This window comes from Ochrobactrum sp. AN78, assembly GCF_029909885.1.
Classification (GTDB): Bacteria; Pseudomonadota; Alphaproteobacteria; order Rhizobiales; family Rhizobiaceae; genus Brucella; species Brucella quorumnocens.
The window spans coordinates 20,209-37,355 of the sequence record NZ_JASAMU010000013.1 but is presented as its reverse complement, the minus strand read 5'-3'; the positions used below and the strand labels follow the sequence as shown (position 1 = coordinate 37,355).

The following is a 17,147-nucleotide window of genomic DNA, read 5'->3' as shown; positions in this document are numbered from 1 at the left end:
CTGTGTGCGCAAACTCGCGTGGCTGAATGCGCCTGCCGCTGTCTACGGTCATCGCCAACCTCGTATTCGCTGCCGCGCCGCAGCGGGCGCGCAAATTGCGCTGGAACCCGTCGACCCAGTCCGTATTTTCCATGCAAAAAGTCCCCGGTCGGATGAGGTCACGACCGGGGGTTCATGGCTTCTATGAAAAACCTCTTCGAAACCATGAAGCATGCAAATCTAGGTCGAATACGACAAAGGTCAACCGATCACCTAGCCCCAAGCGGGAAACCTCTGGTCTGATAGACCAGTTTAGATGCACAATGTGCGGTCGCAACGAGATGCACTTGCTTTTTGCGCGCTGCTGCCGCTATCGAACCTCGAGAACGTCGCCGGTAAGGCGGTCAATCACCACACGCATATCATTGTCGCGGCGATCGACGCCGCGCACAACAAAGACGCCCCGGCGTCGCGCAATGCTTTCCACCTCATCCATGCCTTCATCACGCGCAATGCGCGCCGCGCGCCGCTCGCTAATCGCACCAGGATCGGGCCGGCGGTCCCGCATCACGCGGCGCTCGCCATCCGGGTTGACCTGAATGCCGTTTGGACCAATCTCGATGCTCTGCGCATAAACGGGCAGGGGCGATATCAAAACCGATGCCATCACCGCAGCTATCCTCGCATATTTCACCATGACGCCTATTCCTTCTGACAAGTTACGCCACCCGCACTAAAACGCTCGCACGGCAGGCGAGTTCCCGCGCTGACGCTCAACTCTGCTAACGGTTGGAATATCTTGTGAGCGTGGCCTTCTACATTTGCTGCTGGACGGCGTTGGCGGTCAAAAACAACACTCAGGCCACGACCTGCAATTCGGTGCAAACCCGGTTGCGTCCCAGTCCCTTGGCCCGGTAAAGAGCCGCGTCGGCGCGCTGGAAAACCACATCAAATTCACGGTCTGCAAGCGTGAAGAAGCCAATCCCAGCGCTTGTTGTTGTCTGAAAAGGTCCGGCATTGCCGATAAACGTGCAGGCGGACAAGCGGTCGCGGATCGCATCGGCAATAGTCAATGCGCGGAAATGGGTTATATCTCGCATAACCACGAGAAATTCTTCCCCGCCAAGTCGCGCCGTCAGCCCGCTCTCTCCCACCAGGTTGCGCAGAATAGTGGCGAATTCTTCCAAAACACGATCACCCGCCGCATGGCCATGGGTGTCATTGATGGCTTTAAAGCGGTCGAGATCAAAGGCAATGGCCGCATCGCCAGCTTTAAGCGGCGTGGTTGCAAGCAGACTGAACACCGCTCGTCTGTTCAACAATCCCGTCAGGCTATCGATCCGCGCTTCATTGGCATGTCGCTTTGAAATTCGCGCCTGCGTAAAACTCAACGATAACGCACCGATGCCGGTAATGCCGATGATCGCCATGATGGCATTGAGATCTTCGGCCCAGTTGCTTGGAATGGTGCGAAGGGTCCATTGCCGCTCTGCCACAATAACCATAGCACACAGGAGAAAGGAAAGTGCGGTCAAGAAATAAAGCGTCACCATGCCAAAAACCGGTACCGGCGCTTCCGGATAAACCGACATAAACACGGTGCCGATTTTGATAAGGATGATAGCAGCAAAAATATTAAATATAGCAATGCCTATTCCAGCATAACCGATCATGATCGGCGTGATGACGACGCCGGTCATCAGCACTGTCGCGAGCAGAAGCAGGCTTGAATGGATATGGTTCTTTGAAACCGTGTTGGCACCGACAAGTAGCAGCATGAAGCCGCAGGTCATGACGCTGAAAGCGATCATTGAGGAGGGAGCCAGCGCCAGATGGGAGGAATAATAAAACACAGACCCGACCCCGAGCACAATCATGCCCAGACAGCCCCACAACAAAAAACGGTCCCATCTGTTCTGATACCAGACGGTCAAAATCGTCAGCGCTACAGCGAGCGAGCAAACGCCTGCGGCAAAGAAAAGAGTGTTCTGATCGAGTTCCAAAGGTCGCTCACAGCTGATGGTGGTTGATCCGCGCCGTTTTAGCCCGAAAACATTAAGGAATCCAGTTGAAGCCCGCCAAGCTTGCGCCGATCTGTTGCTCAAGCAACCCACAAGGATAACAGAAAGATTGAACGGGTGATCGGCGCCTGAAGACGCTCCAGCGCTGGTAAAAACACGCGGTTTAAGAATAAGGAAGCAGCGTATCGCCAAACCCATCCCGTTGTCGCGGCACCCGCATGTGTCGGGCTGGCATAGGATGTGAAAAAAGCGGCTGCCACGATGCCTGTTAATCCAGGTGAATTGTTGTCGTCAAAAGGGGGTGTTGTGTTTAAAAGGGGCACCGACAAGCGATGAAGACAGGAAAGATCAAGCAGCAATGAGTCACCAACTCCATGATCCTGGCGGCAAGGTCCGCCTCAAAGTCAAATCCGAGATCAGGAGCGATGCTTTGTTTTCCTCCTGTGGTCGCTATCGCCGGCTTCTGAAGCGGGAATGGGATGGCGCTGAGAAAGCGGGCTACGTGCTGTGGATCGGCATGAATCCAAGTACAGCCGATTTCAATGTCGATGATCCTACCGTGTTCAAAGAGCAGAAGTTCACACGCCGATGGGGCTACGGGCGCTTTGTGAAATGCAATGTCATGGACTATCGCGCAACCAATCCCAAGATGTTGCTTGCAGACGGCGTCACACCTTGCACCGCAGAAAATCTGCAAACCATTGTCGAACAGGCGCTGGGCGCAGAGATCGTGGTCATGGCTTATGGATCCCTGCACAAGAAGCTGGCGCATCACGGCCAGGCAGTCACGGATGCGCTGCGGGCTGCGGGCGTGAAACTGAAAGCGCTCAAGATCACCAATAATGGTTCCCCCGGCCATCCGCTCTATCTCAAGGATACCAGCGAGCTGATCGATTATTAGCGCGCGACAAGCCGCGAGCCCGCTCGCATGCGGCAAGAATGGAAAGACAAAAACGTGACCAACACGCTTCTTCACAACCAGGCGCAATTTGCAACACGCGCGGTGCATGTCGGTCAGGAGCCCGACCCGTTGACAGGCGCGGTGATCCCGCCGGTCTATCACGCCACAACCTATGTTCAGGATGGCATCGGATCCAGCAAAGGGTTTGACTATAGCCGCAGTGGTAACCCGACGCGCAACGCGCTTGAAACCTGCCTGGCTGATCTTGAGGGCGCGGAACTGGCCTTTGCATTTCCAAGCGGCCTTTCCGCCGCTGCAACCTTGCTGGAGGCGCTGCCCGCAGCCTCGTCGATCCTCGCACATAACGATCTTTATGGCGGTGTCTATCGCCTGCTTGCCGATGTACGACCGCTCACGGCAGGCCATAAGGTCCATTTTGTCGATTTTTCCGACGAGGCCGCGCTTGTCAAAGCCGTGCAGGATCACAAGCCAGCCCTGTTGTGGTTCGAAACACCCTCCAATCCGACCCTGCGGATTGTTGATCTATCGATGGTGGCACAATTGGGCAGAAATGCCGGCGCTGTCACCGTCTGCGACAGCACATTTTCTTCTCCGGCAGGACAGCGTCCCATCGAACACGGGATCGACGTTGTTGTCCATTCGGCGACCAAGATGCTCAATGGACATTCCGATCTGCTGGGCGGTGTGGTGGCCGTGTCAGCACGCGCGCCGGCCCAATTGGCTGAACGCCTGCAATATCTTCAGAATGCCCTTGGTGCCGTGATGTCGCCTCCCGATTGCGCGCTTCTGCATCGCTCGCTTAAAACGCTGGAGATCCGCTGCATCCGGCAAGCGGACACCGCGCTTAAATTGGCGCAGACCCTGCAACAACGCGGGCGTGAACTGGGATTGCGCAAGATCATTTATCCGGGATTGGCCAGTCATCCGCAACATGTCCTCGCCAGGCGGCAGATGTTCAATTTTGGTTGTGTGGTTTCCATCGATGTCGAAGGCGATGTGGCAAGGGTCGAGCGTATTCTGACTGCGACCCGCTATTTCCACTTTGCCGTCAGCCTCGGCAGCGTCGAAAGCCTTATTCAGCATCCGTTTTCGCTCACCCACGCCGTGGTTCCTGCGGACCAGAAAAATGACCTTGGCATTGGTCCGCAATTGATAAGGATTTCCGTGGGCCTCGAAGACCCCGCGGATCTGGAGGCCGATCTTATCCATGCGCTCTTGTCCAGTCAGAAAGGATGAGCGCGCAACGCTCCCCGTTGTCTGTTGCTGCGGGGGAACGCGCCTCGCGCTAATCGGCCTTGCTGACGCTCTGCGGCGAGGCCAAAGCAATTTCCCGCCTTGATCATGCTAATAGCGTCCAAGCCAGGCGCGCGGCATAGGGGCTTGCAAGACCTGCGCGATGCAGTCCAATATTGCGCGCTAGCCCCTTGTGCTCAACCGCCAAGGCTGCCGGTCTCTCGCAAAGATGGTAGGATGCGAAACGCGAAACGTGGGGGTCATGCCGGAAGGAGCTTGCCTGATGGGCCATAGCAGCGAACGACCTGTTCTGATCGTCGGAGCCGGCCCGGTCGGGCTGACCCTTGCTCTTGAACTGACCCGGCTGAATATTGCTGTCCGCATTATCGACAAGGCAATTGCACCAACGCAGCAGTCAAAAGCGCTGGTGATCTGGAGCAGGACACTTGAATTGCTGGGAGGGCGTGCGCAAGCCTTCATTGAGGCCGGCCTTGTGGTGACCCAGATATCGATCTTCAATCAGCAAAGCCTTATCGGTCGCCTTGATGTCAGCGCGGTCGCCTCCGCCTATCCATTTGCCCTGATGATCCCGCAATCTGAACCCCAGCGCCTTCTCGAAGACATGCTCAACAAGCAAGGTGTCTGGGTTGAACGCGGTGTCGAAGTGGTGGCGGCGCGACAACAGGATGCAGGTGTCCAGCTCGACACAATCAGCGCAATGGGCGCGCACGAAACGCTGCATGGCCAGTGGCTGGTGGGGTGTGACGGCGCCCATTCGTTGCTGCGCAAAACAACCGGCGGAGACTTTGCGGGTCAGACGCTGGATAGTCATTGGGTGCTGGGCGATGTCCATATCCCGGATGCTTCGCTTGCCTCCGAGGTTTCGGTGCATTGGCACCGGACTGGTATATTGGTTGTGTTCCCCATTGGCCGACAACGGTTCCGCGTCATTGCCAATATTGACAAAAAAGAGAGCGGCGAACCGGTGTCGCCGTCGCTTGCCGATTTGCAGCGTTTGATCGATGAGAGAACCGGCTTGACCTGCGCGCTGAGTGATCCGGTCTGGCTTGCTGGTTTTCGGATTAATGATCGCAAGCTGCGCTCCTATCGATACGGACGATTTTTTCTGGCCGGCGATGCCGCTCATATTCACAGTCCTGCCGGCGGGCAGGGGATGAACACCGGTATGCAGGATGCTTTTAATCTGGCCTGGAAACTGGCCCTGGTCATAAAGGGCATATGCAGAGAGGATTTGCTCGACAGCTATTCTGCAGAGCGAAGCCTTGTCGGCGATGATGTGCTCAGGGCGTCGGGACGGTTGACCAGAATTGCCACCTTGAAGAGCCCCGTTCTCCAGGCGTTGCGCAACTTTGCCGCCTATCACATCCTGGGCACGGCTCCTGTCCAGCGTCGGATCAGCAGCGCAATTACCGAACTGTCCGTGCATTACCCGCAGAGTCCGCTGAACGGGCCGGCTGCAGCTTCGGGGCCGCGGCCGGGGGCGCGTTTCCTCAGGCCGGGCACGCGGCAGGCAGCGCAGCCTTCGATGGACGGCCGTTTTATGTTGTATGGTGGCAAACTCCGGATAACAGCGGAAACCCTATCGTCCTTCAACACTCTCGTTCAGCCTCAAATTCAGGACAATGACACCACTGAGATTTGCTATCTTGTGAGACCCGATGGTTACATCGCCTGTGCCACACAGGATGTGCAGGTGATTTTGAAATATCTGAGCGATCTGGCGAAATAGTTTGACGCCTTGACATGTGTCTGCCGGGTTAAAAATGCAGTCGCGCAAAGGTCTTGGGGTCGGCCAGCAATAAGCGCCACCCGCTGCGCTATGGAACCTGGTTGCCCAGACGCGTCAGTGCCGTCCTCAGCGGTGCATCTGAAATACGGATGAACCCCGCATAGGGGTTCGCCATATCCACGATGGCGAAGATCGCCCCCGCTACAGAGAGCGCGCAGACCACAAGGATTGTGAGGACCGTCGGATTGGCCGGCGCCTGCAGTCCGAATGTTCCAAACAGCAGCGCAAGCCAGTAGATCAGAACCAGGAGAAATCCGAACGGCAGTCCCTCGTCGGATGACTCGACCCGGAGCCACTGCGCCTCCGCCAGCGTCCCACTGACCTCGAGCGCGCGGTTCTTTATCAGCGCCTCGGTCGGACGAGAGGGTAGCAAAGCGCGCAGTGTCTTTTGAACCCTTTCGATGTCGAGCGAAACCGCTTCGGGTCCTGTCGGGTGTAATTGCGCGGATTCAACGCTCCAGCCCTGTTTGAGACGAACGCCGACCAGATCCCGCAACTGCTGCCGCGCCTCCCGCGTCTCGGACCCGTATTGCGCCATCAGCCGATCCAGCAGCATGATGCGCGCCGCCGTGCTGGCAAGCTCGCGTTGCGCATCGTCATAATCGGACTTTGCCGAGGCGATCAGCAGGCCAAGCGCCAAGGCTGAAAGCGTCGCAACGATGGCGGTCGCCAGGCGGATAACATCCTTGGATTCCGCATTCAAATGGTGCGGTGGCAGTCGGCGACGCAACACCATTCCGATCACGGTCGCAACACCGAGAGCGAGAAAAATGCCTGAGGCGAGCAGCACGGCATTCACCATCATTCCCTTTCTCTCCACGCGCGTCCCACAACGCTTGATCTGAGAGCTTTGGCATTGCTTGGCTTGCGAGTGGATTGAATTTGACGTTTAAATGCCTGCCGACACCAATGCTGTTTCAAACGTCAAATTCGAAAAATCCACTCGTTACATCGACTCGGTCTTGGTCTTTTGTTTCCAACACGTGTCCGACGCCTGTAACCGATCGATGCAAATGTCGGGATCAGACCACGAGATTAGCAAAAATAAAGTAAAAATCCACTACAGACCCGCTGCAACGCTAACCGACAGCTCGCTGATCAGAAAAAAGTTCGAGTAACGGCTGAAAATTACCGCTGGTATGAAAGAGATGAACTTAAATTCCAGTAACTGCACTGCAAAACTCTCGATCCTGTTGCTTTCGCGCTTCGGTACAGTCGCGCGGGGCAAGCGCATCTGTCTGACGTTCGATCGTCATGCGACCAACGCGACAGAAAGCAAGGGTGTCACCGGCTCGGGCTGAGGCCATCGCTCGCTCGGGCATGGTTGCCGCACTTACAATTTGCAACCGCAACAATCTGTCATTTCGGTTTCTCCGAAATATCCTTACCTTTGTCGTGCACCCTGTTCGCAGGACGCAACCCCGTATCGCGGACCCCAGGCCCCCGCCCCACAACCGCGATACGGGCCGGATTTCTCCTTCAAGAGACTTTTCGCAGCCGCGCAATGCCTATGATCACACTAAAGAGGAAAAGACCGTGTCAAGCGCTTGTCGCTGCCGTGTGGGTTTCCATTTTCACACTCTGCTCATAACAGCCATGCAATTTTGCGTGTTGTGCGAGCGCACGACAATGCGGAGTGACAACAGGTTCAGTCTCACTCCTCCTCCCGGCGAAGCGGGCTCTCTAGTCTCTGTCGCCAAAGCGGGCCGCGCGCTTTCCCGTGCGAATGATGACGTTTTTCGACAACTATACGGCGCTTGCGCTTGCCACTGCGCCACCTTTGAACGTCCTGGGACCTGCTTCCGGGACGAAAGGGCCATCGGTACCGTCGACTTTCCACCCTTTATTGGGCGGTCTTACGTCGAAATAGCGTTTCCAGCGCCACGAAACCCGCATTGATCAGGATGGCCAGGCCCGCGACAATGAAGCCGCCCTGCAGGACGAAGGCGGTGTTGCCAGTCAAAAGGCCCGCGACAATCACTTCGCCCAATGTGCTTGCAGCCACCGTCGAGCCGATCGTTGCCGTGGACAGCGAGATGATCGCCGCCAGACGCACGCCCGATAAGATCACCGGAAGAGCCAGCGGCAATTCAACCTTGAGCAGCAATTGGCGGTCCGTCATGCCCATTCCGCGTCCCGCATCCACCACGGCGGGTTCGAGTTCAGTCAGACCAGTCAGCGTATTCTCAAAAATCGGCAACAAACCATAGAGCAACAGCGCAATGAAAGCGGGAATCGAGCCGAAACCAAAGATCGGAACCGCGATCGCCAGAACCGCCACCGGGGGAAAGGTCTGGCCAATATTGGCGATGGCACGGGAAAGCGGCAGAAATTCCCGTCCACCGGGCCGCGTGGTTAGAACGCCCAGCGTCACCGCAATGATGCTCGCAATCAGTGTCGCCAGTCCCACCAGCACCAAATGATTGATCGTGAGCGCCAGCAGCGAATTCTGCGTATAGATGGCGGGCGCATCGTTGCGTGTGAAGGGCGCTAAAGCGCCTGCAAACCATTCAGGCTTCACAACGAAGCATGCAACAACGACCAGCAATAAAGTTTTCAAAAACCCACCCAGTTTCATGCCATGCTCCGGGCATGGTCTTCAATTGCCAGTCGCGTCACACGGCCAATAATCGCGCCGTCGCGGCTCACTGGTAAGGCACTGCGTCCTGACCATAGGCTTGCACCCAGCGCCTCGCGCAAAGACATATCACTTGCGATTGGATCGCCTTGTGCATCGCCGGGCTCGACGAGGCCATCGACGGTGACAAGCGACAGCAGGCGGAACACCCGGTCGCTGCCGCCACCCAGCAGGTCATGCACAAATTGGGTTGCGGGACGGGCGATAATCTCTTGCGGTGTGGCATATTGCAAAAGGCGGCCCTTATCCATCACTCCAATTCGGGTCCCCAGACGGATTGCCTCCTCCATGTCATGGGTGACGAGCACGATCGTCGTCCGATAATGTTTCTGGATCGCCAGAAGATCCTCCTGCGCTTTGTCACGGATAATCGGGTCCAGCGCACCAAAGGGTTCATCCATCAACAATATCGTCGGATTGGAGGCCAATGCCCGCGCCACCCCGATCCGCTGTTGCTGGCCACCGGAAAGTTCATGAGGCATGCGGTCGCGATAGACCGCCGGGTCGAGACGGAACAGCGACAGCAATTCGTCGACACGAGCGGCAATCCGGGCGCGGTCCCAACCAAGCAGGACCGGCACAGTGGCGATATTCTCGGCAATGCTGCGATGTGGAAACAGGCCATGACCTTGAATGGCATAACCGATGCCGCGACGCAGAATATGCGCACGCACCTGCCGATTGTCCTTGCCGTCGATCTTGATCACGCCGGCACTCGGTTCCACCAGGCGATTGATCATCCGCATCAATGTAGTCTTGCCAGAACCGGATGTGCCGACAATGGCCACAATTTCTCCCGCATTGATGGTCAAGGAGACGTCATCAACCGCTTTTTGTGCGCCATAAAGTCGGGTGAGGTTGGAAATCTCAATCATCGGGTCTGTTCCTTGTGCTGCGGCGCACGGCTGATTTCCACAAGCGCGTCAAGCAGGATAGCGGCAATGAAAGCCATGGCGACCGTCGGCAAGGCGCCGAGCAAGACCAGGTCGGTCGCCGTCTGGGCAATGCCTTGAAAGACGAACATTCCAAGGCCACCGCCGCCAACCAGTCCGGCAATGACGGCAAGGCCTATATTTTGCACCAGCACCACGCGGATGCCGGTCAGTATGACCGGAAAGGCCAGGGGCAGCTCAATCGACGCCAGCCGTTGCCGGCGGGTCATTCCCACACCGCGTGCCGCATCCACCACAAAAGGCGAGACATTATCAAGTCCGGTTACCGTCGCAGAAACGATTGGCAGCAGCGCATAGGCAACCAGAGCAATAAAGGCAGGAGCGGGACCGATGCCGGCAATACCGAGCGCGGCAGCCCCAGGCATATGGGCACCGACCCAGGCCAAAGGAGCAATCAGCACGCCGAACAAGGCCATGGAGGGAATGGTCTGGATCACATTGAAAAACGAGATGATGCCGTCGCGCAACCGTTTGAAGCGGTGGATGAGGATGCCAATCGGCGTTGCAATGAGGAAGGCTGCGATCAGTGATCCAATGGCCAGCAGCGCATGGATCCTAAGGGCGCTGGTAAAGGCGTCCCGCCGAGAGGCATATTCCTTCAAGATGGAAATATCCCGCCACACACCACTATAAAGGAACAGCCCCAGCAGCGCCACGAAGATGAACAATGCGGCAAGTCGCGACAGCGGCGACAGGCGCATGCGCACCAGGGTGTCGCCGATCGCAAGCGCCAGTGCAAAGGCGATCAGCCACACCGTGCCCCCAGGAGAAACCCGCGCGTAATTGTTGCCAGCAGGGGTCAGATAGCCCGCACTGACGCCGATCGCTATCGCGACCGCGATAAGGGATGCAACCAAAGCACAGAGCCGCAGCTTGAGCGGGGAGCGCACCACCAGCAAAGCCACCGTGATCAGGATCAAACCAATCAGAAAAAGCGCCTGAGCGAGCGGCAGGGCGTTGAGAATCTGCACCGGCGCCGTCGCCGCAACCCGATTGGGCCGCAAGAGAGCAAAGGGCTGCAATACCAATGAGAGAATAAGGATGAGGGCGATCACCACCCCCAGTCGATCAATGCTGAAGCGTAAAAAGGCTGCAGTGTTTTGACCTGCGGTCATCTGCATGATGGATCCTGTTCAACCATGAAAGCCATCCGCGGCGCCCCCCTGCGATCGGTGCGCGGAGGAGGGCTACCTTCGCAATATCCTGACGGATCTTGATCTCAAAAGGTCCGGGATTACTTGATGAAGCCGTTCTTGGTAAGGTAATCACGGGCGACATCACTCGCCGGCTCACCGCCAACCTGAACGCGGCCATTGAGTTCCTGCAGGCTTTCCAGCGTGAAGGATTCAAAGACCGGCTTGAGAATATCAGCAATCTGCGGATGCTCTTTCAAGACGGCCTCCCGAACGATCGGTGTTGGCAGATAGACCGGCTGCACACCCTTGTCGTCCTCAAGAACGATAAGGTCAGCAGGCGCAATGCCACCATCGGTGCCATACACCATCGCCGCATTGGCGCCGGACGTCTGTTGCGCTGCAGCGGCAATCGTTGCGGCCGTATCGCCGCCCGACAGCGTAATCAGCTGTTCCGGTTTGAGGGTGAATTGATAGGCCGTCTGAAACGCCGGCAGTGCGGTGGCGGAACTGACGAATTCCGACGAGGCCGCAAGCTTGACGCTGCCGCCATCACTGACATATTTGCCAAAATCGGTCAGCGTTTTCAGTTTGTTTTGCTCTGCGACATCGCGGCGCAAGGCTATGGCCCAGGTATTGTTGGCATTGGCCGGGGTCAGCCAGACAATCTTATTGGCGTCATAATCGAGTTTTTTCGCCTCTTCGTAGCCGGCGTCCGGTTTGTTCCAGACATCCAGATCGCCCTTGTTGAAGAAGAAGGCGGCGTTTCCGGTATATTCGGGATAGATGTCAATCTGCCCCTGGGTAATCGCCTCACGGACGATCGGTGTTGCGCCAAGCTGGATCTTGTCGACCACCCCAATATTATTCGCCTTAAGCACCTGCGAAATAATGTTTCCCAGAACGCCGCCCTCGGTGTCAATTTTCGACCCCACCACCACATCAGCCGCAAAGCCAGGCGTTGCCGAAAAGACCATGCCGACCAGCATGCCCGCCAAAATCACCGATGTCCTCATCCTATGTTCTCCCTCACAGTCATTGGCTGTTTACGTTTCAGGCTATTTAAAAACACCGGGCCAGGATATATCCCAGATTCCGAACAGAGGATGTCCCGGCAAATACAAGCCATCCCCTCATTTATAGGCCTCTCAAACAATGCACCGCGAGAAATAAATTTCTACAGGCTATCCTCAGTGAGCAGCGAGACCATCTCATTTAACATTTTTGGTGCGAAAGTGTTCCGTCGCCAGACGAATGAAAGTATCTGGCGATGCTCTGCGCCCAAAGGATACTGAGTGATGGGAAAGGGAAGACGTGCCACCACGGGTTCCGGCAGGATCGACAGATAACCATGGCGGGTCACCAGATTGATGATGACCGGAATTGAATCCATTTCAATCAGTCGAAGATTCGAGGGGCTGAGTGGACCGAGAACCCCTTCCAGATAACGCATCGCATGCTGTCTTATTCCGCTCTTGACACTGGGAAGGGCCAGAGGATGCCCTAGCAGGAATTTTGCCATGTCGCCTTTCAGCTCCGCCATGATCCGGTGATCACCAATCAAGGCAAGCGGGGCATCGGACACCACACAGCCGTCGAATTCCTTTGAGAACTCGGCATGATCAATGAGGATCGCGTCATATCGCCGGCTTTTAAGGCCGGAAACCAATTCCTCCGCTGTGTTGGCCGAGATCGAAAGCGGCTGACGCGGATGCAGGCGGTCCCAACCGACCGTCAGATTGGCAAGGATCTGGGCGATGCTGCTTTCATGGCCCAGGGGCATCACCGAACCGATCCGACAGGTCAGCTGCTCCCGGCGAAACCGGTCGGTTGCGGAATGGGACAATTCTTCCCATGTGCGGATAATCGCCTCAACCAGGGTCATCACCATCTCGCCGGTCGTCGTGCACCGCACGCCGGTTCGGGTTCGCAAAAGCAGCGCGCAGTCGAGATTGCGTTCGAGTTCTGAAAGCTGACGCGTTAGTTGCGGCTGGCCCATACCCAGCTCTTTTGCGGCAGCCCGTATGCTTCCGGTCTTGGCGGCGACCAAAAATCGGATAAGCGCGGAAAAGCGAATGGTCGGCCGAATGGTAGTGTCTCCGGCAACGGCAAGCAAAGAACGACAGAGATTGGCCGCTTCTTCAAAAAGCTTCACACGCTTTTGTGCTTCGAGCGTCAGACTGAGAACCGGGCCCTCGCGCCGCAGAAGCGGGATGGCCAAGGCGCTTTCCATTCGCTCCAGCGCAGCACTGACGGTGGAAGCGGCCCGTCCCTCCAATCGCGCCGTTTCTCGAATGGAACAGGTCGATAATAACGAATGAATGGTTAGAATCGTCGCACTATCCAAAACAGTCCCCCCGAATTGTGTCGCAGCCGCGCGCAGTCTGCTCTGCCCGCAAAAGTTTAACATCTTTTAGGGAGCGAAAGGACGGGATTTTGCATGGCTAATCGCTGCCGCCATCCCGATATCCACTAAATGCCCTGTCGAGCAAGCGGCGTTGCGATGTCTGCGAAGGCTGTTTCAGGGCCCCCCCGAACAATCTTAGCAGCGATAGGAGCGGTTTTGCGCAGAGTGAACAGCAACAAGGCCAACGCGGTTGGTCGGGGGCGAAGTGGAGGGCAAAGGCCTAAACACCGTCAGACGCTTTCAGCATGGCGGACGATTCGCGTTGGCGAACACGCTCACCATGGCTGAGCATCTCATCCAATGGCTGCAACGATATTACATTCAGATCATGCAATTGACAAAAGGGTTTAGTCCCAGATCATGCGGCGAACGTCCCGCCGGTCCATAGCGCGTCGAGGTTCGTCTTGCCGGGCGGACATGTTTGCTGACATTCGCCTGCAACCCCTTATACTCCTCCGTCCACACCTCGAACCTGTTCAGGCGATGCGGGCCAAATGTCGAGAAAAGCGGAATGTCGCTGGCATCGCGACCACGCGCGACGAGAATTCGCCCGATCCTTGGCTGATTGTGCCGCGCATCCACCGTAAACCATTGGCCGTCAAGATAGACCTCGACCCAGGCATTATAATCCATTGGTGACGGATCGGCTGACACGCCAATATCGCCCATGAAGCCATTCGCGTAACGCGCTGGAATATTTAGGGCCCGACACAATGTGATCACCAGATGGGCGAAATCTCGGCATACGCCGACACGCTCATTATAGGCTTCCAGCGCTGTCCTTGTTGAGCGGGCATAGCCATAGGAAAAACTCAAATGGGCGTTCACGAAATCGCAGATCGCCCGTACCCGTTCAGCGCCACCTTGATAATGGCCGAAACGGCTCCAGGCAATTTGCGACATCCGGTCTGTTTCGCAGTAACGACTGCCCAGTAGATAAGGAAGGCATTCTGTCGGCAAATGCGCGGGATCAACTTGCGCTGCATTGTCGTCGAAAATATCCGGCAGCCCACTCACTTCCACAATGGCATCGTGAGTGAGAACGGTCTCTCCTTCCGGCAAGGTCTGGCGCACAAACGCATTGCCATGGATGTCGATATGTCTGGTGCCGGCAATCTGCTCCGAACAGGCCCAAACAATATCCTTTTCATGCTGGGGGTGCACATTGAGATATGCATAGACAGCTGTCGGAGATGTGACCTCCACTGCGATCTCGTAACCAACCCGAATAAGCATGCCGATCTCCTTGCAATCTGGAATCCGAAACCCTGAAAGGGCTCGGTTGTTCCGCCGGATTGCTAAAAAACAAATTATTCTTCCCCACTCATTTTTCGACGGGTCTTTTTCATGGCTCAGGCGTTTGTGCACAAACCACAAAGGGACGGCGAAATGCGGCTATTGAATGCGATAAAATTGGCCTGCCCATTTACTTTGAAAAGACCGTCAGTATTGGCGCAGGCGATCCTGCGGTGGGTTTCGTCAGCGACACCCTCACTTTGCACAGTTTGCAACCAAACGACGCCGCGCTTTGCTAAGTTGCTTCCCGCAAAGGCGAAAGCTGGCGGTTCTGTCATAGCCAGTCGATCAACGGGAGCAACTGGCTGGTCTGATCGGACGATCCCCACCGTTTCGCCATGCCTGCGCGCTATAATCGGGCCACACCCAGCACGTTGAGCGCGGAAGACAGTGAGCGATTGCACATGATCGGCTCATCCCAAAGACATCTTTTCTATTCAATCCTGCGCCTTGGACTGCCTTGCCCCGTCGCGACGTCGATGCGCAGCATGAACGGTCATGAGGACGGCCTGATCAGTTTGCGCGTAGCGGAGGCCAATGATGACGTCCGCCAAGCGGTCCGCGTCCCAATGCGAAAGCCATACCGAACGCTGCTCGGTCACTTCCGCAATGAGATCGATCATTTTTATTTCCAGCAACTGGTCGAAACGTCTGATATGCTTGAAGAAACCCGGAGAGTGTTTGGCGACGAACGGGATGATTACGCCACCGCTTTGAAAACAAGTTTCCAAAATAGGCCACCATCAAACTGGCCGGAGCATTTCATTTCAACCTATGCCAGCTGCCATCTTTCCGAGGACTTTGCGGAATGCCGGGCCCATTATTTTCATATCGCCGACGCGGGCGAATCTGCGCGCGCTTTTAGAGTTTCGATCGATCCAAAGACCCATCAGGATCTGGAAACCCAAGTGCGTTTTAATCCATATAGGGCCTCCTCTGCGCAACAGTTCGTTGACGCGTGGATGCCGATCAGCCGCGCATTGAATCCTTTGCCGTGATCAATGGGGCAAGCTGGCATCTATCCATTCGTCTTGGCCGGTCGCGGTCATCGAAAAGCTTGACTTCATCAATCGCCTGATAACAAAATCGCGCTGCAATGATGCTGGGTGGTAAAACCGTCGACAAGGACTCCCATACCAGCGACTGGGAGCAGCCTGCTCTTGCAATCGACGCATGCCTTCAAGTCAGCCTATCCGGATAGCTCTGTGCAGCTGCGGGCGACACCGTACATTAGCAACTTTGATCGCCATTTGGCACTGTGCCGGACGATAGAGGAAGGTATTAAACCAAGGTGTGCGTGGAGTGACACGCCTGTGCTGCCGCCCCGGCGCGGTCTGTTGCCCGGCTGTAGGATGTTTCCGCAGAAATCGCCCGACAAGGCAGAGCCCGTGCGAATGCCCAAGCCATCTTGACACGCCACCGTGCCGACTGGGAGAGGCGGCAACCACACCAACTGTACCGGTTCAATATTCAGAGGCCGTGATGGCCCTCCTGCTGTCGCATGGGGTCGAAGCTACAGGGACGACGTGTATCAGTTCTTTCCGATTGCATGGAGCAACGGCCATCGCGTTCGCCAACGTCGTTGACTTGTTCCAGCGTGATGCCCGCCAGGCCCGCTGTCTCGAAATTGCACGCGGCTATACGCGCGAGGTGATCGAGACGTTTCCCAAGGTCCTGAGCCAGCTCACCATGACCATGCAAGCTGCGCCATGCTCGGAACAGTGTTCAGCGGATGAAGCTACACAATCGAAACTCTTAGCAGGTTATTCAGTTCGAAAACCTGATTAACGCAAAACTATTAATTCCGTGAATGGGTTGGCGCAACTCTATAAGGTCAGCAACAACACGTGCCGTTCCAGGACCAATGCCAAACCTGTGGGCACTCGTTCCGATTGCGATTGTTAAGCCGCCAAACGCCACGTGAACAGTGTATCGATCCTACCTGCCCAGTTTCCTGCAATACGTGGCTTGTCTGTTTGGGGAACATCTTTGTGAACTGTTTTGTTTCACCAGGATAAACAAGTCGCTATCTCATCTGGTTCAATCCCTAAAGATCACGGGTGCCGTTGCCGCTTCTACAACCAGTTTTTGACGGAGTGCCTCATTTGTAGGGGCAAGTTTCGGGGGCTTTTGTTTTAGAGTGTGTGTGATTTACTCCTCTTATTAAGGAAGGAAATGAACATGCATATCAAAACATCATTGATTGTAGCCGGTTTCGCCATGTGTTCGCTAATTTGTAACGCGAATGCGGAAATGAAGAGGCCTTCATTGGAAATGAAAGCAGACCGACTGGAGAGCATCTCGAAGACCGTAACTCAGCTGAATGGAAATGTCGTGGTTAGGTTGGGGCGCACAGAGATTAGAACCGATAAGGCAAAAATCGTCATCGCTAAACATAGAGTTACAGTTCATACCGACACATTTGTTGCTACAGCGAAGAAATAGGTCGACGTCTGAACAACTTTGAAGCAATGCCGAAATCGAGAGGGAGACATTCATTCCCGCCCTGTCTACGGCTAGGCTTGTGAGAAATGCGAAGCGCACAAGTCTGAAAAGATGACCCCGCGTGTAGCGTACTGCGCCAGAGGGACCGGCCTCGCAGACAATTTACATCGACATTTCAGCCCCGCCATTGAGCGGGGCTTTTCATTTCCAGGCGATTTCAATGCTAGAGGCTATTCATCCAGCTCCGACCCGGTTTACGGCAGACCAGATCGCACAAGACCACATCTTGCCATACTTCGACGATGCCATC

At 56.0% G+C, this 17,147-nt stretch carries 15 protein-coding genes; 6 read left to right on the top strand and 9 right to left on the bottom strand.

The annotated features are described in order from the left end of the window. Nucleotides 1-349: 349 nt before the first annotated feature. Nucleotides 350-676 carry a PepSY domain-containing protein gene (locus QBD00_RS19645; protein ID WP_151094532.1) on the bottom strand — a complete coding sequence of 109 codons (327 nt, stop codon included), beginning with the start codon at nucleotides 674-676 and terminating at the stop codon, nucleotides 350-352. A 160-nt stretch (nucleotides 677-836) separates the two neighbouring features. After that, nucleotides 837-1,982 carry a GGDEF domain-containing protein gene (locus tag QBD00_RS19640; RefSeq protein WP_151094348.1) on the bottom strand — a complete coding sequence of 382 codons (1,146 nt, stop codon included), beginning with the start codon at nucleotides 1,980-1,982 and terminating at the stop codon, nucleotides 837-839. A 376-nt stretch (nucleotides 1,983-2,358) separates the two neighbouring features. Between QBD00_RS19640 and QBD00_RS19635 the strand changes: the two genes are divergently transcribed. From QBD00_RS19635 to QBD00_RS19625, 3 genes are all read left to right on the top strand, one after another. Next, nucleotides 2,359-2,901 carry a DUF1643 domain-containing protein gene (locus QBD00_RS19635; RefSeq protein WP_151094346.1) on the top strand — a complete coding sequence of 181 codons (543 nt, stop codon included), beginning with the start codon at nucleotides 2,359-2,361 and terminating at the stop codon, nucleotides 2,899-2,901. A 27-nt stretch (nucleotides 2,902-2,928) separates the two neighbouring features. Then, complete coding sequence (locus QBD00_RS19630; protein WP_151094344.1) at nucleotides 2,929-4,158, top strand: trans-sulfuration enzyme family protein; 1,230 nt, start codon at nucleotides 2,929-2,931, stop codon at nucleotides 4,156-4,158. A 280-nt stretch (nucleotides 4,159-4,438) separates the two neighbouring features. Beyond that, nucleotides 4,439-5,905: an FAD-dependent monooxygenase gene (locus QBD00_RS19625; RefSeq protein WP_318580325.1), complete on the top strand. Its 1,467-nt coding sequence runs from the start codon at nucleotides 4,439-4,441 to the stop codon at nucleotides 5,903-5,905. An 88-nt stretch (nucleotides 5,906-5,993) separates the two neighbouring features. Here QBD00_RS19625 and QBD00_RS19620 read toward each other — a convergent pair whose 3' ends face one another. Further along, the gene (locus tag QBD00_RS19620) at nucleotides 5,994-6,764 is read right to left on the bottom strand and encodes a DUF4239 domain-containing protein (RefSeq protein ID WP_318580367.1); all 771 of its coding nucleotides are present in this window, start codon (nucleotides 6,762-6,764) and stop codon (nucleotides 5,994-5,996) included. Between the two features lie 349 nt (nucleotides 6,765-7,113). Here QBD00_RS19620 and QBD00_RS19615 point away from each other — a divergent pair, with 349 nt between their 5' ends. Further along, entirely contained in the window at nucleotides 7,114-7,266 is a 153-nt protein-coding gene (locus tag QBD00_RS19615) for a hypothetical protein (protein ID WP_191793773.1), read from the top strand. Nucleotides 7,267-7,808: 542 nt separating this feature from the next. On the opposite strand, the gene QBD00_RS19610 is transcribed toward QBD00_RS19615, so the two are convergent. The 6 genes from QBD00_RS19610 to QBD00_RS19585 form a co-directional block, all read right to left on the bottom strand. Further along, nucleotides 7,809-8,543, bottom strand: coding sequence for an ABC transporter permease (locus QBD00_RS19610; RefSeq protein ID WP_151094340.1), 735 nt, complete (start codon nucleotides 8,541-8,543; stop codon nucleotides 7,809-7,811). After that, complete coding sequence (locus tag QBD00_RS19605) at nucleotides 8,540-9,478, bottom strand: ABC transporter ATP-binding protein (RefSeq protein ID WP_318580324.1); 939 nt, start codon at nucleotides 9,476-9,478, stop codon at nucleotides 8,540-8,542. Before QBD00_RS19605 ends, QBD00_RS19610 begins: the two co-directional genes overlap by 4 nt. Continuing rightward, nucleotides 9,475-10,677, bottom strand: coding sequence for an ABC transporter permease (locus QBD00_RS19600; RefSeq protein WP_151094336.1), 1,203 nt, complete (start codon nucleotides 10,675-10,677; stop codon nucleotides 9,475-9,477). Before QBD00_RS19600 ends, QBD00_RS19605 begins: the two co-directional genes overlap by 4 nt. A gap of 113 nt (nucleotides 10,678-10,790) precedes the next feature. Continuing rightward, the gene (locus tag QBD00_RS19595) at nucleotides 10,791-11,678 is read right to left on the bottom strand and encodes an ABC transporter substrate-binding protein (RefSeq protein ID WP_412535050.1); all 888 of its coding nucleotides are present in this window, start codon (nucleotides 11,676-11,678) and stop codon (nucleotides 10,791-10,793) included. Between the two features lie 188 nt (nucleotides 11,679-11,866). Next, the gene (locus tag QBD00_RS19590; RefSeq protein ID WP_191793771.1) at nucleotides 11,867-12,910 is read right to left on the bottom strand and encodes a LysR family transcriptional regulator; all 1,044 of its coding nucleotides are present in this window, start codon (nucleotides 12,908-12,910) and stop codon (nucleotides 11,867-11,869) included. 507 nt (nucleotides 12,911-13,417) lie between these two features. Beyond that, nucleotides 13,418-14,332 (bottom strand): transglutaminase-like domain-containing protein, encoded by a 915-nt coding sequence (locus QBD00_RS19585; protein WP_151094330.1) that lies wholly within the window; start codon nucleotides 14,330-14,332, stop codon nucleotides 13,418-13,420. Nucleotides 14,333-14,730: 398 nt separating this feature from the next. Here QBD00_RS19585 and QBD00_RS19580 point away from each other — a divergent pair, with 398 nt between their 5' ends. Next, nucleotides 14,731-15,390, top strand: a complete 660-nt coding sequence (locus QBD00_RS19580; protein ID WP_318285407.1) for a putative zinc-binding metallopeptidase — start codon at nucleotides 14,731-14,733, stop codon at nucleotides 15,388-15,390. A 484-nt stretch (nucleotides 15,391-15,874) separates the two neighbouring features. Then, nucleotides 15,875-16,180, top strand: a complete 306-nt coding sequence (locus QBD00_RS19575; RefSeq protein ID WP_151094328.1) for a hypothetical protein — start codon at nucleotides 15,875-15,877, stop codon at nucleotides 16,178-16,180. Nucleotides 16,181-17,147: the final 967 nt, after the last annotated feature.

Bases quoted from the DNA above. Each gene is read 5' to 3' on its own strand.
- QBD00_RS19645 (WP_151094532.1), bottom strand. From the start codon at position 676: ATGGTGAAATATGCGAGGATAGCTGCGGTGATGGCATCGGTTTTGATA.
- QBD00_RS19635 (WP_151094346.1), top strand. From the start codon at position 2,359: ATGAGTCACCAACTCCATGATCCTGGCGGCAAGGTCCGCCTCAAAGTC.
- QBD00_RS19630 (WP_151094344.1), top strand. From the start codon at position 2,929: ATGCGGCAAGAATGGAAAGACAAAAACGTGACCAACACGCTTCTTCAC.
- QBD00_RS19625 (WP_318580325.1), top strand. From the start codon at position 4,439: ATGGGCCATAGCAGCGAACGACCTGTTCTGATCGTCGGAGCCGGCCCG.
- QBD00_RS19615 (WP_191793773.1), top strand. From the start codon at position 7,114: ATGAACTTAAATTCCAGTAACTGCACTGCAAAACTCTCGATCCTGTTG.
- QBD00_RS19610 (WP_151094340.1), bottom strand. From the start codon at position 8,543: ATGAAACTGGGTGGGTTTTTGAAAACTTTATTGCTGGTCGTTGTTGCA.
- QBD00_RS19605 (WP_318580324.1), bottom strand. From the start codon at position 9,478: ATGATTGAGATTTCCAACCTCACCCGACTTTATGGCGCACAAAAAGCG.
- QBD00_RS19600 (WP_151094336.1), bottom strand. From the start codon at position 10,677: ATGCAGATGACCGCAGGTCAAAACACTGCAGCCTTTTTACGCTTCAGC.
- QBD00_RS19595 (WP_412535050.1), bottom strand. From the start codon at position 11,678: ATGCTGGTCGGCATGGTCTTTTCGGCAACGCCTGGCTTTGCGGCTGAT.
- QBD00_RS19585 (WP_151094330.1), bottom strand. From the start codon at position 14,332: ATGCTTATTCGGGTTGGTTACGAGATCGCAGTGGAGGTCACATCTCCG.
- QBD00_RS19580 (WP_318285407.1), top strand. From the start codon at position 14,731: ATGCCTGCGCGCTATAATCGGGCCACACCCAGCACGTTGAGCGCGGAA.
- QBD00_RS19575 (WP_151094328.1), top strand. From the start codon at position 15,875: ATGGCCCTCCTGCTGTCGCATGGGGTCGAAGCTACAGGGACGACGTGT.